Annotated in this window: 28 protein-coding genes and 3 pseudogenes; 24 read left to right on the plus strand and 7 right to left on the minus strand. The window is 48.9% G+C overall.

Annotation, left to right across the window (positions count from 1 at the left end; all coding sequences use genetic code 11):
• Positions 1-51: 51 nt before the first annotated feature.
• The 11 genes from MKQ70_RS09750 (at position 52) to MKQ70_RS09795 (ending at position 9,106) form a co-directional block, all read left to right on the plus strand.
• The gene (locus MKQ70_RS09750; RefSeq protein WP_248070305.1) at positions 52-969 is read left to right on the plus strand and encodes a Wzz/FepE/Etk N-terminal domain-containing protein; all 918 of its coding nucleotides are present in this window, start codon (positions 52-54) and stop codon (positions 967-969) included.
• Positions 909-2,060: a hypothetical protein gene (locus tag MKQ70_RS09755; protein ID WP_248070306.1), complete on the plus strand. Its 1,152-nt coding sequence runs from the start codon at positions 909-911 to the stop codon at positions 2,058-2,060. Before MKQ70_RS09750 ends, MKQ70_RS09755 begins: the two co-directional genes overlap by 61 nt.
• Before the next feature lie 44 nt (positions 2,061-2,104).
• Positions 2,105-2,239: a hypothetical protein gene (locus tag MKQ70_RS38120; RefSeq protein ID WP_282456329.1), complete on the plus strand. Its 135-nt coding sequence runs from the start codon at positions 2,105-2,107 to the stop codon at positions 2,237-2,239.
• A gap of 23 nt (positions 2,240-2,262) precedes the next feature.
• A complete protein-coding gene (locus MKQ70_RS09760; RefSeq protein WP_248070308.1) occupies positions 2,263-3,381 on the plus strand; it encodes an acyltransferase family protein in 1,119 nt (372 codons plus the stop codon).
• 3 nt (positions 3,382-3,384) lie between these two features.
• The gene (locus MKQ70_RS09765) at positions 3,385-3,876 is read left to right on the plus strand and encodes a lipopolysaccharide biosynthesis protein (RefSeq protein WP_248070309.1); all 492 of its coding nucleotides are present in this window, start codon (positions 3,385-3,387) and stop codon (positions 3,874-3,876) included.
• On the plus strand, positions 3,876-4,715 hold the full coding sequence (locus MKQ70_RS09770) for a lipopolysaccharide biosynthesis protein (protein WP_248070310.1): 840 nt from the start codon (positions 3,876-3,878) through the stop codon (positions 4,713-4,715). Before MKQ70_RS09765 ends, MKQ70_RS09770 begins: the two co-directional genes overlap by 1 nt.
• Positions 4,716-4,728: 13 nt before the next feature.
• Positions 4,729-5,958 (plus strand): glycosyltransferase, encoded by a 1,230-nt coding sequence (locus tag MKQ70_RS09775; RefSeq protein WP_248070312.1) that lies wholly within the window; start codon positions 4,729-4,731, stop codon positions 5,956-5,958.
• 128 nt (positions 5,959-6,086) lie between these two features.
• Positions 6,087-7,616 (plus strand): O-antigen ligase family protein, encoded by a 1,530-nt coding sequence (locus tag MKQ70_RS41120; RefSeq protein WP_248070314.1) that lies wholly within the window; start codon positions 6,087-6,089, stop codon positions 7,614-7,616.
• A gap of 12 nt (positions 7,617-7,628) precedes the next feature.
• The gene (locus tag MKQ70_RS09785) at positions 7,629-8,336 is read left to right on the plus strand and encodes a TolC family protein (protein WP_248070316.1); all 708 of its coding nucleotides are present in this window, start codon (positions 7,629-7,631) and stop codon (positions 8,334-8,336) included.
• Positions 8,337-8,339: 3 nt separating this feature from the next.
• Entirely contained in the window at positions 8,340-8,852 is a 513-nt protein-coding gene (locus MKQ70_RS09790; RefSeq protein ID WP_248070317.1) for a hypothetical protein, read from the plus strand.
• Entirely contained in the window at positions 8,834-9,106 is a 273-nt protein-coding gene (locus MKQ70_RS09795) for a hypothetical protein (protein ID WP_248070319.1), read from the plus strand. The genes MKQ70_RS09790 and MKQ70_RS09795 overlap by 19 nt, the downstream gene beginning before the upstream one ends.
• A gap of 124 nt (positions 9,107-9,230) precedes the next feature.
• Here MKQ70_RS09795 and metK read toward each other — a convergent pair whose 3' ends face one another.
• Genes metK through MKQ70_RS09820 form a run of 5 tightly spaced genes read right to left on the minus strand, consistent with a single transcriptional unit; the run spans position 9,231 to position 12,734 of the window.
• Complete coding sequence (metK, locus tag MKQ70_RS09800) at positions 9,231-10,223, minus strand: methionine adenosyltransferase (RefSeq protein WP_282457208.1); 993 nt, start codon at positions 10,221-10,223, stop codon at positions 9,231-9,233.
• The gene (locus tag MKQ70_RS43240; RefSeq protein WP_248070321.1) at positions 10,169-10,486 is read right to left on the minus strand and encodes an S-adenosylmethionine synthetase N-terminal domain-containing protein; all 318 of its coding nucleotides are present in this window, start codon (positions 10,484-10,486) and stop codon (positions 10,169-10,171) included. The genes metK and MKQ70_RS43240 overlap by 55 nt, the downstream gene beginning before the upstream one ends.
• A gap of 21 nt (positions 10,487-10,507) precedes the next feature.
• Positions 10,508-11,596 carry a DUF4270 family protein gene (locus MKQ70_RS09810; protein ID WP_248081217.1) on the minus strand — a complete coding sequence of 363 codons (1,089 nt, stop codon included), beginning with the start codon at positions 11,594-11,596 and terminating at the stop codon, positions 10,508-10,510.
• Positions 11,530-11,880 carry a hypothetical protein gene (locus MKQ70_RS09815; protein ID WP_248070323.1) on the minus strand — a complete coding sequence of 117 codons (351 nt, stop codon included), beginning with the start codon at positions 11,878-11,880 and terminating at the stop codon, positions 11,530-11,532. Before MKQ70_RS09815 ends, MKQ70_RS09810 begins: the two co-directional genes overlap by 67 nt.
• A gap of 32 nt (positions 11,881-11,912) precedes the next feature.
• Positions 11,913-12,734, minus strand: a complete 822-nt coding sequence (locus MKQ70_RS09820) for a glycogen/starch synthase (protein ID WP_282456331.1) — start codon at positions 12,732-12,734, stop codon at positions 11,913-11,915.
• A 109-nt stretch (positions 12,735-12,843) separates the two neighbouring features.
• On the opposite strand from MKQ70_RS09820, the pseudogene panC reads away from it, so the two are divergent.
• The 13 genes and pseudogenes from panC to MKQ70_RS09870 all read left to right on the plus strand — a co-directional run bounded on the left by panC (position 12,844) and on the right by MKQ70_RS09870 (position 21,433).
• Positions 12,844-13,685 (plus strand): annotated as a pseudogene (panC, locus tag MKQ70_RS09825) (pantoate--beta-alanine ligase).
• Between the two features lie 93 nt (positions 13,686-13,778).
• Entirely contained in the window at positions 13,779-14,123 is a 345-nt protein-coding gene (gene panD, locus MKQ70_RS09830; RefSeq protein ID WP_248070326.1) for an aspartate 1-decarboxylase, read from the plus strand.
• Positions 14,124-14,153: 30 nt separating this feature from the next.
• Positions 14,154-15,164: a lysylphosphatidylglycerol synthase transmembrane domain-containing protein gene (locus tag MKQ70_RS09835; protein ID WP_248070328.1), complete on the plus strand. Its 1,011-nt coding sequence runs from the start codon at positions 14,154-14,156 to the stop codon at positions 15,162-15,164.
• A 268-nt stretch (positions 15,165-15,432) separates the two neighbouring features.
• Positions 15,433-17,045: pseudogene (gene ppk1 / locus MKQ70_RS09840) on the plus strand (polyphosphate kinase 1).
• 2 nt (positions 17,046-17,047) lie between these two features.
• A pseudogene (locus tag MKQ70_RS09845) lies at positions 17,048-17,517 on the plus strand (phospholipase D-like domain-containing protein).
• A gap of 25 nt (positions 17,518-17,542) precedes the next feature.
• Positions 17,543-18,430, plus strand: a complete 888-nt coding sequence (locus MKQ70_RS09850; RefSeq protein WP_248070329.1) for a Ppx/GppA phosphatase family protein — start codon at positions 17,543-17,545, stop codon at positions 18,428-18,430.
• Between the two features lie 139 nt (positions 18,431-18,569).
• Positions 18,570-19,385: a 3-methyl-2-oxobutanoate hydroxymethyltransferase gene (gene panB, locus MKQ70_RS09855; RefSeq protein ID WP_248070331.1), complete on the plus strand. Its 816-nt coding sequence runs from the start codon at positions 18,570-18,572 to the stop codon at positions 19,383-19,385.
• A gap of 98 nt (positions 19,386-19,483) precedes the next feature.
• Positions 19,484-19,786, plus strand: coding sequence for a 2-oxoadipate dioxygenase/decarboxylase family protein (locus MKQ70_RS42105; RefSeq protein WP_372489950.1), 303 nt, complete (start codon positions 19,484-19,486; stop codon positions 19,784-19,786).
• The gene (locus MKQ70_RS42110; RefSeq protein ID WP_372490176.1) at positions 19,779-19,988 is read left to right on the plus strand and encodes a hypothetical protein; all 210 of its coding nucleotides are present in this window, start codon (positions 19,779-19,781) and stop codon (positions 19,986-19,988) included. The genes MKQ70_RS42105 and MKQ70_RS42110 overlap by 8 nt, the downstream gene beginning before the upstream one ends.
• Positions 19,895-20,173: a 2-oxoadipate dioxygenase/decarboxylase family protein gene (locus MKQ70_RS38135; RefSeq protein WP_308198981.1), complete on the plus strand. Its 279-nt coding sequence runs from the start codon at positions 19,895-19,897 to the stop codon at positions 20,171-20,173. The genes MKQ70_RS42110 and MKQ70_RS38135 overlap by 94 nt, the downstream gene beginning before the upstream one ends.
• Positions 20,170-20,370 carry a 2-oxoadipate dioxygenase/decarboxylase family protein gene (locus MKQ70_RS38140; protein ID WP_282456334.1) on the plus strand — a complete coding sequence of 67 codons (201 nt, stop codon included), beginning with the start codon at positions 20,170-20,172 and terminating at the stop codon, positions 20,368-20,370. The genes MKQ70_RS38135 and MKQ70_RS38140 overlap by 4 nt, the downstream gene beginning before the upstream one ends.
• Before the next feature lie 458 nt (positions 20,371-20,828).
• Positions 20,829-21,233 carry an MBL fold metallo-hydrolase gene (locus MKQ70_RS09865; protein ID WP_248081220.1) on the plus strand — a complete coding sequence of 135 codons (405 nt, stop codon included), beginning with the start codon at positions 20,829-20,831 and terminating at the stop codon, positions 21,231-21,233.
• A 23-nt stretch (positions 21,234-21,256) separates the two neighbouring features.
• Entirely contained in the window at positions 21,257-21,433 is a 177-nt protein-coding gene (locus MKQ70_RS09870) for an MBL fold metallo-hydrolase (RefSeq protein WP_248070332.1), read from the plus strand.
• Here MKQ70_RS09870 and MKQ70_RS09875 read toward each other — a convergent pair.
• Both MKQ70_RS09875 and MKQ70_RS41125 read right to left on the minus strand, forming a co-directional pair.
• Entirely contained in the window at positions 21,430-21,840 is a 411-nt protein-coding gene (locus tag MKQ70_RS09875; RefSeq protein WP_248070334.1) for a DUF6691 family protein, read from the minus strand. The two genes, MKQ70_RS09870 and MKQ70_RS09875, sit on opposite strands and share 4 nt — an antisense overlap.
• 1 nt (position 21,841) lies before the next feature.
• Positions 21,842-22,117: a YeeE/YedE family protein gene (locus tag MKQ70_RS41125; protein WP_308198982.1), complete on the minus strand. Its 276-nt coding sequence runs from the start codon at positions 22,115-22,117 to the stop codon at positions 21,842-21,844.
• Positions 22,118-22,154 lie beyond the last annotated feature (37 nt).

Genomic DNA, 22,154 nt, shown 5'->3' on the forward strand with positions numbered 1-22,154 from the left:
TTTTCAGTTTTTATAAATTACAGTATTTCATACTTTGTCATTATTAGTAATATGGATCTGATTTATCTTATTAAATCGTTGTTGCGTAAGAAATGGGTGATTATCATCAGTACCGTTCTTGCTGTTTTGTTAGCCTTCGTTCTGACCATGAACGAAAAACGTTTATACCGCTCCGTAGCCCAGCTGGCTACCGGTTTTACCACAACCGATAAAGTAAAGCTGACCGACGAAGGGTTTAATATTTATGAGATTGATGTTAAGTTCAACAACGTAACGGAAGCCTTCAAGTCATCCAAGGTGTTAAGCATGTTGTCGTACAGTGTAATGCTGCACGACCTCGAAAATCCCACAAAAGCATTTCGCAAACTCAGCGCAGAAGAAAAGGAAAAAGAAGCGAAACTTGGTGTAAATATCGCCAGCGTAATCGCGATGTTGAAGGACAAATATACTTCCGAGAAACTCCTCAGCTCCTATAACCCGGACGAAAGGAAAGTACTGGAACTGATTAAACTGTACAAATACGACCTGGAAAGCATCCGCAAAATGCTGTATGTAGGCCGCGTACAACGTACCGATTACCTGGACGTGGAATATAATTCCAGCCACCCCGAACTGTCTGCCTACATGGTAAACCAGGGTTGCGCCGAGTTTTTACGTAACAACGAATCGTCCCGCACCCAACAGAACTCGCAGTCTATTGAAACATTGGCGAAGCTGGTAGATCAGAAAAGAGAAGTACTGGATGCGAAAATCGGTATGCTGCGCGCTAAGGGTGGTGTAGACGTATCGGTGGAAAGCACCAGCAAACTGACCCAGGTGAGCACATTCGAGGTGAAACTGGCCGACGAAAAAACCTGCTCAACTCTTCACAGCTTGGTCTGCAGGATGTTAACCGTGCCCTTGCTGAAATGGACCGCACCAACGCTACTACCGCAACTGCCCCAAGCACCGCCAGCGCTGACCTGGTGAGGATCAAGAATGAGCGTGACGCGGCGTATGCAGAGTACCAGAATAAAGGCTCCAACGATAAGGAACTATATAACAAATACGATCGCTTAAGAAAGGAATACCTGCAGAAAGCGAATTCACTTGGCAACCTAAGCTCCTCTCCCAGCTCCGGCGGTTTAACCAAAGCGCAATTGCAACAGAAGAAGGCGGAGCTGGAAATCCAGATTCGCACCTCTGAAAATAGCATTCGCGATCTCCAGAATAAAATCAACAGCCTGAACGCCGGCGTGTCGATCGCCGCTTCCCGCAGCGCGGATAATATGGCTATGCAGAAGGAGCTCGATCTCGCACAGACTGAGTACGAGAACGTAAAAAGCCGTTACGATGCCGCCATGAACAACAAAGTGGCGCCGATGGACGACTTCCGCCAGATCTTGTTCGGTCAGCCCGCGGTAGAGCCGGAGCCTTCCAAAAGGATCATCATCCTTGGTCTGGCTGGCATGACCATGTTCGTGTTCTGCTGTATCGCGATCATCTTCCTGGAGTATATTGACGTGTCGATTAAAACACCTTCGCAGTACCTGAAAGTAATCGAACTGAAGCTGCTGAGCGTAATTAATAAACTGAACCCGAAAAAAGGAGCTAACCTGGACGAAGTATTTGCCAGTGAAGATGCAAAGGATAAGAGCGGCAATACTTTCCGTGAGCATATCCGCAAGCTCCGCTACGAGATCGAGAAAAGCGGTCATAAGATATTTTTGATCACCAGCGCCCGGCCCGGCGAAGGTAAATCAACGATCATCAAGGCATTAGCGCACAGCTTCAGCCTGAGCAAAAAGAAAATACTGATCCCGGACACCAACTTCCCGAACAACACGCTGACAAAGGAATTTGAAGCAGCCGAAACACTGGAAGAGTATGCAGATGGCAATGCTGGCATTGAAAAACTGCGCAGGATTATCAGTAAAACCAACATCGAGCACGTGGACATCATCGGCTCCAAAGGCGGTAACTATACACCTGCGGAAGTGCTGGCGGATCAGAATGTGTTGCAGCAACTGCCTGTACTGGCAAGCGTGTACGACTACATCTTCTGGAAGGTCCGGCGTTAAATAACCGTGCCGATAGTAAGGAACTGCTCCGCTACGCGGATACGGTGATTTCCGTTGTATCTGCCCGTTCGACCATCAAACAAACAGATAAAGAAACAATTGCCTTTTTACAAGGTCTTAATGGTAAATATACCGGTGCTATACTGAACTACGTGGAGCTGGAGAACATTGATCTCTAGTCCGTACAACTTGCCGAAACCTGATGAAGCTCAAATTATTCAATACAGACATTGTTAACAGCTCCCGGCTCCCCTGGATCGACTATGCCCGTGGCATTGCGATCATGCTGGTATTATACCGTCACATTTACGAAGGTATATCCCGCGCCGGCCTGTCCGAGCAGAAGTTTGCTTACCTTGAACACGCGAACATTATTTTCTACAGCTTCCGTATGCCGCTGTTTTTCATCCTTTCCGGTATTTTTATCGGCAAGAGTCTAAAGAAAAGAAGTGTGCAACAGCTGGTGCAGAATAAATTCAGCACCCTGTTCTGGCCCTACATGGTGTGGTCGCTGATACAGGTTACCCTGCAATTGGTGCTGGCAAACTATGTGAACGCCGACCGTACGATCAACGACTATTGGTACATTTTTGTGTTCCCGCGCAGGATCGACCAGTTCTGGTACCTGTACGCACTGTTTAACGTATCGGTATTATACCTGATCACCCGCGAAAAGGTGAAGCTGAAAATATGGCACCAGTTAGCGTTGGGTACCGTGGCTTTCCTCTTTTCGAGCTGGTTATCGGTGCATAAAATAGATCTGGGTTTCGGATATGATCTGTTGCATTATTATGTGTTCTTCGCCATCGGTGATCTGATCTCGGATAAAATGCTGGATAAGAATATGTACGCCAAGTACGCATCACGGAAAACGTTCGCGGTCCTGTTGCCGGTATTTGTTATCGGGCAGTACTATTTCCTGGAAAAAAACCTGGAGAAGGGCGACTACGAATTCGTGGAGGCGTATCAACCTTTATTGTTTACGCTGATTGCAGTTTCCGGCTGCGCATTTATGGCGAACCTGGCGTTTATCCTGCAGAAATATAACGTGCTGAAAATCCTGCGTGTTATCGGTTATCATTCGCTGTACATTTATGTTTCGCACGTGTTGGTGGCCTCTGCCACCCGTGTAGCGCTGGTGAAGGCCGGTGTAACGTATGTGCCAGTGATGCTCGCCATCTGCCTGTTTTTCGCATTGGTAGTTCCGATCATTGTATATAATATCGCGATGCAGATCGGTGCCTGGTGGCTGTACAGCCTCGAGCGCCCCGCTCCCGCCAAAACATTATCATCCAACCCCCAAACCCAACAACCAGCTTAGGTCATGAGTGACAAGAAATACGCATATTGGCTACAGTCGGGCACCTACAGTGGCTTGCAAAAGCTGGCCGTAGTGGCGTTCGGCCTTGGCACCACTATGATGTTGACCCGGCATATGAGTAAACCCGAAATGGGCGTTTGGGCGCTCTTTCTCATATTCGTGGGGTATATCGAAACCATTCGTACGGCGCTTATTAAAAATGCGGTGATCAAGTTCCTGAACAGTTCCGAGAAAACGGACCATGTGTATGTGAACTCCGCCGCGCTTTGCCTTAATATTTTCATCACCGTGGCCATGGCAATTGCACTGGCCGCAGGTATTGCTCCCGTAGCCATCTTCCTGAAGGCCCCCGCCCTCGCGAACGTGATCTACTACTTTATTCCCGGTTTGCTCCTGCTTATTCCGTTCTCTCATTTCGAATGGGTACAGAATGCGAACGGCGACTTTAAAGGTGTATTCTGGGCTTACCTGGTTCGCCAGGGTTCTTCTTTTTAATGATCGCTATTGATTATTGGGTAGATGGGAAGGTTGAGTTGATGAACCTCATCTTCTATTACAACGCGGGAATTGTACTGGGTACCGGTATTTCCTACGTTTTCGCCCGCCGCTTCCTCACCCGCAAGTTTATGTACAATGCGGCATGGTTAGGCAAGATGTGGCACTTCGGTAAATATGTGTTCGCGACCAACGTGAGTTCCTCCGTATTCCGTAACACCGATCAGTTTGTGGTATCATCTGTTTATGGTTCCGGCGTAGTAGCGCTGTACAGCGTGTGTGTGCGTATCGCGAACCTGGTCGACGTGCCCTCCCAGGTATTGGGTGACATCCTGTTCCCGAAAAGTGCGGAAGTAATGCGCGAAGGCAATCTCGAAAGGGTGAAGTTCTTTTACGAAAAAGCCGTGGGCGTGGTGCTCGCGATCTGTATACCGGGCAGCTTGTTCATTATGTTCGTGCCGAAGTTCATACTCAGCATCATCAGTGGTGGCGAATATGTTGAAGCTGCATACCTGTTGCAGCTGACCATGGGTTATGGCCTGTTCCTGCCATTCATTAAACAATTCGGTACTATCATGGACTCTACCGGTTCACCGAAATTAAACTTCCCGGTAATGACGATTATTGCTGTGCTTAACATCGGCATCTGTACCGTGGCTGCATTACACTTCGGCCCGGCAGGCGCGGCTTACGGCACTATGACGTCCTACCTGATTTGTTTTATTATTACTTCCAGCATTTTGTATAAAAATTCAATGCCAGTATTGGCAATTGCTTCAAATACATGTTCCAGTTCTACCCGGAAGCATACCAGTTATTTCAACAGAAGTTTTTATTAAAATTGAAAGCAAGATGATAACAGGGAAAGACATAGTGGTAGTAGGAATGCAATCGTGGGATATTACGATCGGCAGCAACTGTAAAAACATTGCCTGGGAGCTGGCTAAACATAACCGCGTGTTGTATGTGAACCGCGCGCTGGACAGGATTTCCGCTATCCGCCTGAAGCATGAGCCGGATATCCAGAACCGTCTTAAAAGTTTGCGCGGCGAAACCGACGATATACAGCAGATCGCTCCCCAGTTATGGACACTGAATCCACGCACGCTGCTGGAGTCTGCCAACTGGATGCCTACGCCGTTCCTGTTCGACTTCGTTAATAAGCTGAATAATAAACGGATCGCGAAACAGGTCACAAAAGCTATGCAGCGTCTGGGTTTCGGAGACATCATCCTTTTTAATGATAATGACTTCTTCCGTAATTTCTACATGCAGGAACTGCTGCCCGGTGTAAAAAGTACGATTTACTATATTCGCGATAACCTGGTGAGCCAGCCGTATTTTTCCAAACAGGGTAAACGACTTGAGCCCATGCTGATGGCAAAGTCGGACCTCGTGGTGGCGAACTCTGCTTACCTGGCCGATTATGGACGGCAGCACAATCCCCGCTCCTACGATATTGGTCAGGGTTGCGAATTTGAATTATTCACCCAGGCCGGTACGCCTGTACGGCCAACTGAGCTTGAGGGTATCAAAGGCCCGATTATTGGTTATGTGGGAGCATTGCTCACCGCGCGCCTGGATATCGGTATCCTGGAACATATTGCTACTGCGCGGCCCGACTGGAGTATTGTGCTGGTGGGTCCGGAAGACGGGAACTTCCAGTCGAGCAGACTGCACCAGTTGCCGAATGTACATTTTACCGGAAGCAGACCAGGCAGCATGTTGCCCGCGTTTATACATTATTTCGATGTGTGTATTAATCCACAGGCACTAAACGACATGACCATCGGCAACTATCCACGTAAGGTGGACGAGTACCTGGCCATGGGCAAACCGGTGGTGGCTACCGAAACGGTGGCCATGCGCATGTTTGCCGGTCATACGTATCTTTGCAAAAATGCTGCGGAATATGTACAACAGATCGACAACATCCTTAATAATCCCGTTGCGGAAAGCGTGGTACGCGACAGGATTACCTTTGCACTGTCCCACACGTGGGAAAACAGCGTTGAGGCCATGAGTAAACATTATTTTGAACTGCCGGGCGTTGCAAAGCCAGCTACTGCCACGGCGCTGTAAAAACAATGGAATGAAAGCCGATAATCGATTCAGTGACGATACCATTCTTGAAATCATCGTAACACTATTCATCTTGTTCGTGATCGTGTTTATGGGTATCAAAATTTTATTCTTATAAACCGGATACTGTGCCACAATTAATCGGAAATAAGTCGCTCAGCGTCAAAGACCGGGTAAAAGAGTTGTTACGGCTGCAGGTCGTGATCAACAAACTGAACTCACCGCTGGGTTATATCATACTTGCTTTTGCCGCACTGGTGTTCACTTATGGCATTGCGAAAATAAACATACTTGTAGGGGTAGGCGTAATGGGACTGCTGATCGGCGGCGGCGCTGTGCTCATCTGCCTGTTCGATACCCGCATTGGCTTCTACATTGCTACCGCGGCCTCCTACTTCGTTTTCTACATGAACCGCATGATCGATGACGTGCTGCCTGTCGGCATTCTTATCGACATACTGATCGCCACTACTTTCGTTGGCATCTATTTCAGGAAGACGATTCTGAAGGGTAAATACTTTGCCGAATCAAAGAACCCGATCACTTACGCGTACGCGTTATACGCGTTGTTTCTTATCATCGAGGCGTTTAACCCGTCGATGTACTCCCTGGCCGGCTGGATCTTTACGTTCCGGAAGTTTCTCAACTTCCTGATGATCTATTTCATCTGCCTGCACATTTTCAACTCTTTCGACGATATTAAACTGTTCTTTAAAGTAATTCTCGCATTTTCCATATTGTCCGGTATATATGGCTGCTTCCAGGAATGGTATGGTTTGCTGCCATTTGAAGAGCATTGGGTAACGAGCGATCCGCATAAATACGCGCTGTATTTCCAGGGAGGTACCATGCGTAAGTTCTCCTTCCTGTCCGATCCTACCTCCTATGGTATCTTAATGGCGAATATGGTTATATTTGCGCTGATTATGGCTATGGGTCCGGTATCCAAAAGATACCGAAGAGTGTTGCTGATCGGGAGTTTGTTTATGGCCCTGGGAATGGCGTATTCCGGTACCCGTACCGCTTACGCCATGATGCCGGCGGGGATTGTGCTATATATTCTGATGACGATCACCAGTAAAAAGACACTGCTTTTTACCGTGATCTCGCTGATGCTGTTCGTGGTAATTATTTTCGGGCCTTTCCATAGTAACGGTACTATTAATCGTATACGTTCAACTTTTGAGTTCTCCGAAGACGAGTCATTTAACATCAGGGACGTAAACCGTCATTATATACAGCCTTATATCTACGCGCATCCGCTTGGTGGTGGACTCGCTACCTGCGGCGTGCAGGGCGAAGTGTACAACCCGGGGCATCCGCTGGCCGGTTTTCCGCCGGATAGTGGTTACCTGAAAAGCGCACTGGAAGTGGGTTGGATTGGTCTCGGCCTTACCTGTCTGTTGTATTTTATTATCATGCAGGTAGGTGTACGGAACTACTATCGGTGCCGCGACCCGGAAATAAGATATTACTATGTGGCGACCATTGCCACCACCTTTGCGATTATCGTGGCGCACTATGCGCAGGTAGCGATTGGCCAGATCCCGGGAGCCTTTTTATTTTATGGCTCGCTGGCGGTGATGGTAAAACTGCACACCTTCGATAAAACGAAGCAGAAAGAAGAACAAGAAGCAAGTATTTCAAACACCCAATAAACACTCGTTATTATGAAGAAGGTATCTGTTCTATTGTGCCTCGCAGTATGCTCATCCATGTACGTGCAGGCCCAGGTTCCGGCGCAGCCTAATACCTCGGCTAACACCGCCCCGGCTGCTGGTATCCGCGAACGCCTGGTAGAACTTGCTTTAAAGAATCCCGCTTTTAAAGAGATTGATGCTGCGAAAAGAAAAGCGCAGTACAGCGTGAAGAAAATAAAGGCAACCTGGCTGGACATGATTGTAGGTAGCGTGAACTTTAACGAAATTACCATCGGTAAAATCGACCGCACCCAATATGGTAACCTTTACTTCCCGCTTTGGAACGTTGGTATCAACGTGCCTTTGGGCGCCTTCTTCGGCAAACCCGCTGAAGCTAAAATGGCGAGAATGGATATCCTCGTAGCCGAAGCTAAAAGAGAACAGGTAGAGCTGAGCACCCGTGCGATGGTACTTACCCGCTACGAAGACTACCTGCTGAAGAAAGAATTGCTCCGCTTACAGAGCGAACTGACCGAAGACGACCTGGCGGCATTTACACAGGCAGAGCAGAAATTTACTACCGGTAGCATCGATTATGACGCATATAGTGCAGCCTCTAAGCGTTATAATACCGAGTTGGTTAAAAAAATCACCCTCGAAAGAGACGTTGCCGTTGCGGTAATTGACCTGGAAGAAATCATCGGCGTAAAGCTGGAGGAGGTGCTGGCGCAAAAATAAAGCATGAAGAGAAGGATAGCAGCTTTGCTGCTTTTGCTCCCCGTATTTGCGGCAGCGCAAAAGCACCAGCAAAAAGTGGATGTTCAACTAACGCCCTGGCACCATAACGGCGCCCTGGTGCAGTTGCCCGACGACTACGGTACCGGCAGCGCTACCTACCCGCTTATCCTTTTTATGCACGGTAAAAGCAAGTCTGGTACCGATATCAGTAAACTGGCCCTGGAAGGTATTCCCTACTGGCTGGATAAAGGCGCCCGCCTCGATGCCGTTAACCCGGCGGATGGTAAACTCTACAAGTTCATTGTCGTTTGCCCGCAGGCGTTGGAGTGGGGCCTCTCACCTACCCAGGTGAACGTTGTGCTGGACCAGGTAATTAAGCGTTACCGGGTAGATACTCCCGCATATATATTACCGGTTATAGCGCCGGCGGATGGGCTACCATTATGGCCCTCACCGAATCTGCCGCTATCAGCAAGCGTTTCGCTGCTGCGGTGCCCATGTCGCCATCCGCGATAGATGCCCCGAACGAGCGGCGGTTTGGCCTGCTGGCCGATGCCGGGATACATTGCTGGTACTTCGCTGGCGAGCAGGAAGAAAGCTTCCTGGAAAACGCCCAACGGTATACCGACAGCACCAACAAGTACGGGCCGGGTTTGGCTAAAATCACCGTTACGCCGAATAAACATTGTTGCTGGAAAGAGTTCTACGATCCCGCATTCCGGCAGGAAGGCATGAGTATATACGAATGGCTGTTACAATACCATAAATAAACGTGAAGCGCTCCGGCAATGGGGCGCTTTTTCTTTCAGCTAATCCATTCCATTCCCGTCAACCCAACTAACAAAAAAAGGCGCCCCATAAGGAACGCCTTTTCAATATTCAAAAAGCTATCAATTAGTTGATGTTAAAAGCAGCTTTTACTTTCTCTACATAGTCCAGTTTCTCCCAGGTAAACAGCTCCACGTCAACTTTCTTCTCGTTTCTTTTACCGGCGTTGAAAGTTTTGGTGATGGTTTTGCTTTCGCGGCCCATGTGACCGTAAGCAGCTGTTTCGCTATAAATCGGGTTGCGCAGTTTCAGGCGTTGTTCGATCGCGTAAGGACGCAGGTCGAAGATTTCTTCGATCTTGCGCGCAATTTCACCGTCTGACAGTTGCACTTTAGCAGTACCGTGTGTATTTACGAAAACACCGCAGGGTTTAGCTACACCGATAGCGTAAGATACCTGTACCAGTACTTCGTCTGCAACACCTGCAGCCACCAGGTTTTTAGCAATGTGGCGGGTAGCATAGGCAGCAGAACGGTCTACTTTGGAAGGATCTTTACCGGAGAATGCGCCACCGCCGTGTGCACCTTTACCACCATAAGTGTCTACGATGATTTTACGGCCGGTAAGACCGGTATCACCGTGAGGACCACCGATCACGAACTTGCCGGTCGGGTTGATGTGGTAAGTAATGTTGTCGTTAAACAGTGCCTGCAGCTCGGGCTTCAGGGTTGCTTTAACGCGCGGTACCAGTATGTTGATCATATCCTCTTTAATCTTCGCCAGCATAGAGTCGTCCTGACCGAAGTCGTCGTGCTGGGTAGAGATAACGATGGTGTCGATCCTTACAGGTACATTATCGTCAGAATACTCGATCGTTACCTGAGATTTAGCATCAGGACGCAGGTATTTGATTTCGTTATTTTCACGACGGAGAACAGCCAGTTCCAGCAGCAGTTTATGTGCCAGGTCCAGTGCCAGCGGCATGTAGTTTTCAGTTTCTTTGGTAGCATAGCCAAACATCATACCCTGGTCGCCTGCGCCCTGCTCTTCGGGGCTTTTGCGCTCTACACCCTGGTTGATATCGGGAGACTGTTCATGAATGGCAGAAAAATACCGCAGGAGTTAGCTTCGAACATATACTCACTTTTGGTATAGCCGATTTTGCGGATTACGTCGCGGGCGATATCCTGAACGTCCAGGTAGGCGTCGGATTTCACCTCGCCAGCCAATACCACCTGTCCGGTTGTTACCAGCGTTTCACAAGCAACTTTGGAAGTAGCGTCGTAAGCAAGGAAGTTATCGATCAGCGCATCAGAAATCTGGTCGGCTATTTTGTCCGGATGACCTTCTGATACAGACTCAGATGTAAATAAATACGGCATAAAAATCTCGAATTTGGCTTTTTAAAGTTGGGTGTAAATAATCCTTAATTTCATCTTTTGTGTGGAATGGTTACCGCCGCCCACCTTCACCCGGCGGGAATCGATATTAAGCGATGAAAGCGCTTCCAACCGCAATCCGTGGTTGGTGTCTTTGCTATCGAGCAATAACTGTAAATGCCGTGCAATATTAAATTTATATTGAACAACCTTCATGATGCCGAGGTCAGAAATGACCGTTCTTTGACCGCCAAAATACGAAAGATTGGGATTAGTTGGGTTGCCATAATCTACGAGTGCCTGCACACTATCGCCCGTTGCCGCCTGGTATTGGGCGAGCATCAGCCGGTCCGGCTCCACATAAATCGCGTCTTTAGACGGATCGCTGTTAAATACTACCTCCGTAATCGCCAGTTCCGCCTTATTGATCACGACTTTGGGGAAGTTCTCCAGTCCGGGGATCTTAATTTTTGCATAGATGCCGGGAGCTTCCTGCAAAAACAGCAGGCTGTCGCCCGCGGGATTATTGGTATTCAGGTATTGAGCGGCTTCGGAGCCGGTATGGTTGCGGGAAAAGTAGTTAGCATGCGCAGAGGCGTAACTGTCAAACGCAAAGCTGCTCACCAGTGAATCTTCCTCTGCCGACTTGTAATAAACTGAGAGTTTCGTGTTGGTGCTTGCCAGGTTCAGGTACAGCAGGCTGCGGCAAAGGGTATTGGTATCCGGCACCAGCGCAAGCCCTTTCAGGAACGCGCGGAACGTAGAATCGTTCTGGAACGCGCCCGAAGTTGTTTGTTGCAGCAGTTGGTTACCAAAGGCCGGGGTCAGCGCAATACGTAACGCCGGCGCCTGTTTCTGGCCATATACAATAACAGAGTCTTTCAGATTTCTTGGCACGATCGACGCACTACCGATAATCTGGCCATTATCAACGCCCAGTTTCTGGTAATAGCGATAGTTGGAGTCGATGCGGAACTGCGGTTCGTTCATACGGTATACATTGATGTTCAACGGCGCCATTGAGTCGCCGTAGTAACCATTGTAACCTACATACAGAATAACGGAATCCAGCGTTTGGCTGGTTCCGGAAAATGAGAAGTCGGAAGAAGGCAGGCTAACCTGCGTATATACCGTACCCGGGTACGGCCGAAGGTAGGATCGTCCGTGATGGCGCCAAGTACTGCTGTATAGTTGCCTGCACCGGTAAATACAGACGAATCTGTTTGCCAGATGTTGTTGGCAATGATATTCGTTATTGTGGTATCCTTTACATTCACATCGTCTGACCCGGGTATCAGGTCTGCCCCCAGAATGGTGGCTTTGTTACAGGCGGTGTAAGCGAAAAGTGCCGCCATAATGGCCACGGCTCCGCTAATATTCCTGAAATTGATCTTCACGCAATAATGTTTGAATAGGCTGTCCAGAAAAGTTATTTACCAAGCAATTGATTATAAAGTTGCAGATAATCTGCCAGATCTTCGTTGTCTTTCCTATATGGAACGATGATTTTACCTTTCTCAGCTTTCACCTCGTCTACAATCTTCTTATCGGACTTCTCACTGCCCAGTACCACCGCGTCGGCATATTTGGCAGCGCCTTTGCTCAGGGCGGAGTTGGTACCTTCTTTAAAAGGTTCCAGGTCCTTCTCTTTCACCAGGTTGTTGCTGATGGCCGCTTTCTTCAGGAAAGTAGCGCCCAGTTTCTCTTTAAATGTATTGGCTGTCAGCGAAAACACAGTTTTTGTGTTCGCAAATACGGGTTCCTTTTTATAAGCCGTTTTCAGGTACAAAGGCACTAAAGATGTCATCCAGCCACTGCAGTGAATAATGTCAGGAGGCCAGCCGAATTTCTTCACCGTTTCCAGTGCGCCCTTGCAGAAAAAGACCATGCGTGCGGCGTTGTCGTCGTAAAACTTCTCGTCTTCGTCCGCAAATACCGTCTTACGTTTAAAATAATCCTCGTTGTCCAGGAAATATACCTGCAAACGCGCATTAGGTAACGAAGCAACCTTAATGATCAGCGGGTAATCGTCCCCATCTATCACTATATTAATGCCAGACAGTCTCACCACCTCGTGCAAGCGGTGTCTCCTCTCATTGATGATCCCGAAACGGGGCATGATAACCCTTACTTCGAGGCCCGACTCATTGGATTTGATCGCCATCTTGTTTACTATAGCCGCATAATCAGTCAGATCCAGATAAGGCGACATCTCTTGGGCAATAAAAAGAATTCTTTTCTTTGTGGACATTTAATGCTGATTATTAATGCTGATGTTTTTAATTTGGCTTGCAAAACTACGAATTTTTTAGGTAAAAACGTCGTTTTGTCACTTTTAACATCCTTTTAAGTATAGGAATATGTACATTTTCAAGGAAATACGCAGGTTACAACAGTTTATCGAAGCAGAAAAAAAGGCAGGAAAACGAATTGGCTTCGTGCCCACCATGGGCGCCCTGCACGACGGACACATCTCCTCATCACCGCCGCCAGGGAGCAGTCCGACATCGTCGTTTGCAGCATTTTCGTAAATCCCACTCAGTTTAACGACCCAAAAGATTACGAAAAATATCCAATTACAATTAATGAAGATGTATCTAAGCTCACTGCGGCAGGAACCGACGTATTGTTTCTACCCAGTGCGGAGGAAATGTATCCCGAAGGTATTCATGGCGAACATCTTCACTATGACTTTGGCTACCTCGAAACCATTCTCGAAGGCGCCCACCGTCCCAATCACTTCCGTGGTGTAGGTATCATCGTCCATAAATTGCTCGACGCGGTACAGCCGCACGGATTGTTTATGGGGCAAAAAGACTTCCAGCAGTGCATGATCGTCAAAAAGCTCCCGGAACTCATACATAGTCCGGCCGAAATGGCCATTTGCCCTACCCGCCGCGAAAGCGACGGCCTGGCCATGAGCAGCCGTAACATGCGCCTGAATGCCAACGAGCGGCAGTTAGCCACCGCCATCTATAATCAACTTATCTATATAAAAGAAAATATACACAGCCTGCCGCTGGACGAACTCAAGCAAACAGCGATCGCCAACCTGGAGCAACAGGGGTTCGCGGTAGATTATGTCGAAGTGGCCGACGCCAATAACCTGCGCGTGGTCTCCGCCCCTGTTCCGGGCAGCATGGTCGCCGTTGCCGCCGCCAAACTCAACGAAGTGCGGCTGATTGACAACATGTTATTGTAACTTGCACAGAAAGGGAGCAGGCAGCGCAATCTGTGCTGCCCCTTGACTGGTATCTCAAATTTGTCCTACCTTTGCAAACATTCACGCGGAATTATGCAGATTGAAGTATTAAAATGTAAGATCCACAGGGCTGTTGTTACCGAAGCTAACTTGCAATACGTAGGCAGCATTACGATAGATGAAGACCTGATGGATGCCTCCACCCTCATCGAGTATGAAAAGGTGCAGGTGCTGAACGTTAATAACGGCGAACGCCTGGAAACCTATGTTATTAAAGGTAAAAGAGGTTCCGGCGTTATTTGTATGAACGGTCCTGCCGCAAGGCTGGTAGCTCCCGGCGATGTAGTGATCATTATTTCCTATGCCACCATGGACTTCGAGGAAGCCAAGAAATACACACCTATAGCCATTTTCCCGAAAGAAGGCAACAAGCTCTAGGCACCTTATTGAACATCTAAACCCGCATCCATGCCCAAATTGCTAAAGAACATCCTGCAATCGGCCTTTTTTTTGGGCATAGGCGTTTTACTGATATGGTGGGCATTGCGCCCGCTAACGCCAGAACAGCGGACAGACATCCGGAACGCTATTTTACAGGCCAACTACTGGCCTATTATTCCTGCTTTTATCATCGGCGTGTTCAGTCACCTGAGCCGAGCCATCCGCTGGAAGCTGCTGATGCAGCCCCTGGGCTACAAACCTAAAACCAGCACCACCTTTTACGCGGTCATGATCGGTTACATCGCCAACCTGGCGGTGCCTCGCCTGGGTGAAATCGCCCGTTGCGGCATACTGGCCCGTTACGAAAAAATCCCGGCCGATAAACTCATTGGCACCATGATCGCGGAACGTGCGGTAGACCTTATCTGCCTCATTCTGGTGATGGTAGCGACCGTGCTGGTACAGATAGATGTGGTGGGTAATTTCTTCTCTGAAAAGATATGGACCCCGCTGGCCAGCAGCTTTGCGAATGCGAATGGGTCTCAGCTGGCGTTTAAACTGGGCGTGGCAGCGATAGTGATTATCCTGATCGTCTTCCTGCTGAAACGGTTTGCGCGTTCAAAGGCCGCCATAAAAATGAAAGCGCTGCTCCGCGGCGTGATGGAAGGCATATTTTCCATTGCACGTATGGAGAACAAATGGAAATTCCTGTTCCACACGCTGCTCATATGGGTGTTGTACTTCAGCATGTTGTACTGCGCTTTTTATACGATGGAGTCGGCCAACAACCTGGGCGTAAAAGCCTGCCTGGCGCTCCTCTCCTTCGGCAGCATTGCGATGATCGTTACACCCGGCGGTATCGGCGCTTATCCCATCCTGACCCAGCAAACCCTGTTGCTGTACGGCATCAGCGAAACCGATGGTTATGCCTTCGGATGGATCGTTTGGGGTGCGCAAACGTTGTTAACCTGCGTGCTCGGCGTGTATTCACTGGTAGCGCTCACCATCCGCAAAAAACAGGGTACCGCAACAGCATAGAAAAATATTTTCACACTGTAAAGCCGCCACAGTGCGGCTTTTTCTTTAGATAGCGAGCTGTTAGTGGTTGTTAACCAATAACATCGTAACTTAATGTTCAGTTAACATTAGCTGCCTATCTTGTTTGATCGAACGTGTGTATTAACCGCTGGCAGCTCCTGTAAACGGACTGCTGGCCTAATTGAAAAAGGATATGACAGCACACAGCAAAGCTGTAGCTACCTGGCCAACAAAAGAGAAAAAGCATCTAACTAAAGGAAAAGAAAGCATGGCCGCGCAAAAGAAGAAAACCATCGTAAGAGATATCAGCTGGCTCTCGTTCAATGCCCGCGTACTGCAGGAAGCCGCCGACCCCACGGTGCCGCTTTATGAAAGAATCCGTTTTCTTGGTATCCACTCCAGCAACCTCGATGAATTTTTCAGGGTGCGCGTAGCGACCCTCAAACGTATGACCGCTATCGGTAAAACGCAGAAGATGCACCTCGAAGAGAACGCAGATGAGATCCTGGATGAGATACAGCGGACGGTTATTCACCAGCAACAGGAGTTTGCACGTGTGTGGAATGAAATAGAAGATCAACTGGAGAAAGAGAAGATACATCTCCGTACCGATAAACAATTGAATAAGGAGCAGCAACGCTTCGTACTGAATTATTTTAATGAGGAAGTACGTACCAATATCATCCCGCTGATGATAGAAAGTATCCCGCAGCTGCCTTATCTCCGTGATAAATCGATCTACCTCGCCTGCGTGCTGGCCCGTGAAGATGGCTCTGTGCGGCAAAAATTTGCGCTGATCGAGATACCCACGAACGTACTGCCGCGCTTTATCATCCTTCCTTCCAAAGAAGATGAGCACAATATTATCCTGTTGGAAGACGTGATCCGCTTTGCGCTCCCGAACATCTTCCATTATTTCGGCTTCGATAAGTTTGATTCCCATATCATTAAGGTAACGCGAGATGCAGAGCTGGATATCGATAACGACTTCTCCAACAACCTCATTCACCAGATAGAGAAAGGTATTAAGGCACGCCGCAAAGGTAAACCTGTGCGGTTCGTATACGACAAAGCCATTGATCCCCTGCTGCTCGAATACCTGATGCGCCGCCCGGGCTTGTCTAAAAAAGACAACCTGATTCCCGGCGCCCGTATTCATAACTTCAAGGATTTTATGGACTTCCCGGTATCTGTGTTCCCGAAGGCGCATACGCGCCGTAAGGGCTCCATGCACCCGCTGTTCGTAAACGCGCCGAGTGTAATGCACGTGATCCAGAAGCAGGATGTGATGATCCATACGCCCTACCAGAGCTTTGATACCATCATTGACCTGTTGCGCGAAGCGGCTATTGATCCGAACGTTACCACGATCAAAATCACCTCCTATCGCCTGGCGAGGAACTCCAAGATCGTGAACGCACTGGTAAATGCCGCACGCAACGGCAAGCAGGTGGTAGTAGTGATGGAACTCCGCGCCCGTTTCGATGAAGAGGCCAACCTCCGCTGGAAAACTAGGTTGGAAGAGGAAAACATTAAGGTACTGATCGGCGTGCCGGGCATGAAAGTGCACGCCAAGATATGTGTAATCAAAAACGTATTGGCAACAAAACGTTACAGGTGGGCTTTATCAGTACCGGGAACCTGAACGAGAATACCGCGCGTATTTACGGTGACCACTACCTGCTCACCGCCGACCGCGCCATATTGGCCGATGTAAACCGCATCTTCTCGTTCCTCGAAAGTCCCAAGCACGACATCAAATTCCTCACTGCCTGTAAGGTAATGCCGGTAAGCCCGGTGTCGATGCGCAAGAACTACATCCGGCTGATCGACAAGGAAATCAAAAATGCAAAAAAAAAAAGAAGGCGGAAATCATCCTGAAAATGAACTCATTATCTGATGATATCCTGATTAATAAATTATATGAGGCAGCTGCTGCCGGCGTTAACATCCGCATGGTGATACGCGGTATCTGTTGCGCCTACACGGAGAACAAGAAGTGGAAGAAGAACATTGAGGCCGTGAGCATTATTGATGAATACCGGAACATGCGCGCGTGTTCATTTTTCATAACGGGGGCGAACCGAAGGTCTACCTCTCCTCCTCCGACTGGATGGTGCGCAACCTCGACCACCGCGTGGAAGCAGCGGTGCCGGTAGAAGATCCGGAACTGAAGAAGGAACTGATCGATATCGTGAACATCCAGTTGCAGGGAAATGTGAAGGCGCGCATCCCGGATAACGAGCAAAAGAACGAGTATAAAAGGACGACCGGCAAGAAAGTACATGCCCAGGTAGAAATTTTCCGCTACCTGCACGAAAAAACGTATAATTTTGACGGGTTAAATAATTAATAGCTAAAGACGTGTTTTCTTATAAATGAAGCTGGCAGCAATTGATATAGGCTCCAACGCAGCAAGGCTCCTCATCTCGGAGGCCTCGCCCAAGGCGAACGGAGAAATGGACTTTACAAAGGTGAACCTCGTGCGCGTGCCGCTGCGACTGGGTATTGATGTATTTGCGCAGGGTGTTATTACCGACAAACGCGCCGATCACCTGGTGGACACCATTAAAGCCTATAAGCTGCTGCTCGGCGTGTACGAAGTAAAGTACCTGAAAGCCTGCGCCACCTCCGCTATGCGCGACGCCGCCAACGGCCAGGCCATCCTGACCCGGGTCCGCGAAGAAACTGGGATCGATATTCATATCATTACCGGCCAGGAAGAAGCCTCCTACATTTATGAGAACCACATCGCCGAGCATATGGATCCTACCAAGTCTTATTTATATGTGGATGTAGGCGGCGGCAGTACCGAACTGACTTACTTCTCCGGCAATACCATGGTATTCAAGGAATCATTTAACATCGGCACCATCCGGTTGCTGCAAAAGCAGGTGGCCGATAAGCAGTGGCAGGAGCTGAAAGACTTTATACGCGCCAAAGTACGTGGCAACGTAAAGGCGATCGGTTCCGGCGGCAACATCAATAAGATATTTTCCCTCTCTAAACGAAAAGAAGGCAAGCCATTGCCCCTCGAACTCCTGAAAGATTACTACAAGGAGTTTTCCAGTTTTACCGTTGAAGAACGCATACATGCCTACAATCTCCGCGAAGACCGCGCCGACGTGATTGTTCCTGCTTTGCAGATTTACGTGAACGTGATGCGTTGGGCTAATATCGATGAGATTTACGTACCGAAAATCGGGTTGGCCGATGGCCTCATACACGCGCTGTACAACGAGATTGTTGGCATTGTAAGTCGTTGAGCCGGCCTTTTTGCCGTTCCCAAAAAAATAAGGGCGTTTCTGGATTTATATTCCCACCTTTGTGCATTGCCCGCGAAGGCGGCATGGCCGTTTGTTCCACGTTGCCAGGCCAGGGCACATCACTAAAAACATTTGAATAATGTCTGTGAACAGAGAGATTAAGCGTGTTACCACGCACATCCTGCAAAAGATGAAGTTAGACGGAGAGAAGATATCCATGCTCACGGCCTATGATTTTTCCATGGCCCGCATTTTTGACGACGCAGGAATGGACATCTTACTGGTTGGCGACTCCGCCTCCAATGTAATGGCAGGTCACGAAACCACGCTGCCTATTACCCTCGACCAGATGATTTATCACGCCGCCTCGGTGGTACGCGCCATAAAACGCAGTTTCGTAGTGGTAGATCTCCCCTTCGGCTCTTACCAGGGCAACTCCAAAGAAGCCCTCAGCTCGGCGATCCGCATCATGAAGGAAACCGGCGCTCATGGCATTAAAATTGAAGGCGGTGAGGAGATCATCGAATCGGTAAAACGCATCATTTCCGCAGGCGTGCCGGTCATGGGACACCTCGGGTTAACACCACAGTCGATTTATAAGTTTGGCACCTATGCTGTAAGGGCCACCGAAGAAGCCGAAGCGCAGAAACTGATCGAAGATGCAAAACTGCTCCGGGAAGCAGGCTGTTTTGCCATCGTGCTGGAAAAGATCCCCGCCCTGCTGGCGAAGAAGGTAGCGGAAGAGTTACGTATCCCGATCATTGGCATCGGAGCCGGTAAATATGTAGATGGACAAGTGCTGGTGATGCACGATATGCTCGGCATCAATAAGGAATTTAAGCCCCGCTTCCTGCGCCAGTATTTAAACCTGTACGATACCATCCTCGGCGCCACAAAAAATTATATTAAAGATGTGAAAGCCAAAGACTTTCCCAACGACAAAGAACAATATTAAGCTCGTAAAGCCCGCTAAAAGCCGCGATGAACATGATTTCATCGCGGCTTTTGCTTTGAAGGAAATACTGTAAATTCGCCTAAACAGCAACACGTTATATGTCGACACTTGATATTGTTTTAGAAGGACTGATGTCGCGCTACAAAACCCGCGTGCCCGATGTGGCCGGCGTAATAGACGCGATGGTAAAAGACCATGTTATCAGCAACGGCGAAGAAATTGAAAACGACCATATTGCATTCCGGACGATGGGCGTGCCGCAGCTGGGTATACAGTCCCTGGAAAAGATATTTCTCCATTACGGCTACACGAAAAGGGATTATTATTTATTCTCCGAAAAGAAACTGGACGCCTACTGGTATGCCCCCGGAAGAAAGGTATCCACGCATCTTTGTGAGTGAACTCAGGGTAAAAGACCTGAGCCCCCGCGCCCAGGAAATCATCCGCAGCTACACCGACGAGGTGCCCTCCGACCCGGTTAACAACTGGACCTGGACAATGGCGCCGCCGTGGACCAGTTTCTCCATAGCGCCCTGTGGCGCACACCTACTCTTGCCGACTACAAAGAGCTGGCCGCAGAAAGTGAATATGCCGCCTGGGTGATCTATAACCGCTACTATTTAAACCATTTTACGGTCAGCGTACATAACCTGAAGCCTGGCTATAACACGGTGGCAGATTTCAATATTTTTCTCGAAAAGCACGGCTTTAAACTGAACGATTCGGGGGTAAGATCAAGACGAGCCCTGACGGCGGACTTTCCCAAAGCTCCACCGTTGCACGCATGATCGAGGCCGAATTTGCAGGTGGCGAAAAAGCAGCGATCGCGGGCTCTTATGTAGAGTTTGCGGAGCGGAGAATATTGCCGCAGTTTAAAGACCTGCCCGCTCATGAGGTGAAAAGGGCACACCGCCGCGAGGGTTTTGAGGCGAACAATGCCGATAAGATATTTGAGAGTACTTATGCGGCGCAAACGAGTAAGTAGCGTAGTCTAACATGTTGAATATTAATAAGGTCCTGCCGGTTGGCGGGACTTTTTGTTTATTGGCTGATTTAAATTCCGAAGTATTACTGTAAACCCATTTCAGGACGATTATCACTCGGGGATCTTTTATACATCCTAGGTTCATCCTAGGTTCAACCTAGGTTCAACCTAGGTTCGAGCTAGGTTCACGAACCTAGTTCCAACCTTGTATGTACGAAGGATAAACCTATTATAAACGAAGGATGCTTAAAAGCTCGTCGAAGGGTATACAAAAGAGTGCAGTGCGATCGGGTAAAATTCCTGTGCCAGGTCAACTATTGCGATAGAAATAACAAAGGGCGAAAGGGTTTATTACGTAACTTAACCGCACAAAATCATGAACTTATGAAGGTTACCTATTACGGGCACTCCTGTTTTTCTGTAAATGTGGGGGCAAAAACATCCTGTTCGATCCGTTTATTACACCTAACGAGCTTGCGAAACACATTAATGTGAACGAGGTGCCGGCCGATTACATCTTTGTGTCGCATGCACACTTTGACCACATCAACGATGCGGTAAATATTGCCCTGCGCACTAACGCCAAGGTGGTAGGTAACTGGGAGATCCATTCCTGGTTTAATAAAGGCGGCATCAGCAATACGCAGCCGATGAACCCGGGCGGTAAGTGGGGGTTTGAATTTGGTACGGTGCGTTGTGTGCCGGCGCATCACTCGAGCAGCTTCCCGGACGGGAGCTATGGTGGCGTGGCCAGCGGATTTGTATTCCAGACACCTGAAGGCAGCTTTTACTACACCGGCGATGCCGCGTTAAGCCTGGAAATGCAGCTGATCAAACGGTTCGGTAAACTGGACTTCTGGTAGCCCCCATCGGCGACCTGCTGACGATGGGCGCCGACGACGTGATAGAGCTGGCTAAATGGTTGGATGTGAAAGAAGTGTTGGGTGTACATTACGACACGTTTGGTCTCATTAAGATCGACCACGGGAAGGTAACGCAACAGTTCGAAGCCGCTGGTCTGCGCCTTCGCCTGCTCCCTGTCGGCGCTACGGAGAACTTCTAGTGCGGCAATTTGTTTTTCAGCAACCCGTACGTCCACGTGCCCAAGATGGCGCTGGCCAGGGTAACTAATACTACGGTGAAGCCGGCGCCTACCTGGGCAAACAAAGGTCCGGGGCAGGCGCCGGTAATAGCCCATCCGCATCCGAACAGGAGTCCGCCGAAGATGTTGCCTTTCGTGAACACTTTTACCGGGATAACCACTTCCTCGCCCGCGATGGTTTTAATGTTGTAGCGACGGATCAGCCAAACGGCGATCATACCGGTAACTACCGCGCAACCGATTACCCCGAACATATGAAACGACTGTAACCGGAACATTTCCTGAATCCGGAACCACGACATTACCTCTGCTTTAATCAGGATCAGGCCGAACAAAGCGCCGAGGACCAGGTATTTAATGTTTTTCATGCTATAACAGCTTTAAGAGGTAAGGAAGTGCCAGGTGCGTTACCGCGAAACCACCCGCCATAAAACAACAGGTAGCCACGAGCGACGGCCACTGCAACGTACTGAGTCCCATGATGGCATGTCCGGACGTGCAACCGCCGGCATACCTGGTGCCGAACCCAACCAGGAACCCGCCGAGTACAAAGAAGACCAGTCCAACCGGTGTAGTAACGTTACGCCAGTTGAAAATATCTTCCGGCAGCAGTTCGTCGAAGCGCGTAACGCCGAGCGCCTGCAACTGTTTAATGGTTGCGGGATTGAGCGCAACAGGTTCG

Source organism: Chitinophaga sedimenti (assembly GCF_023156195.1).
Taxonomy (GTDB): Bacteria; Bacteroidota; Bacteroidia; order Chitinophagales; family Chitinophagaceae; genus Chitinophaga; species Chitinophaga sedimenti.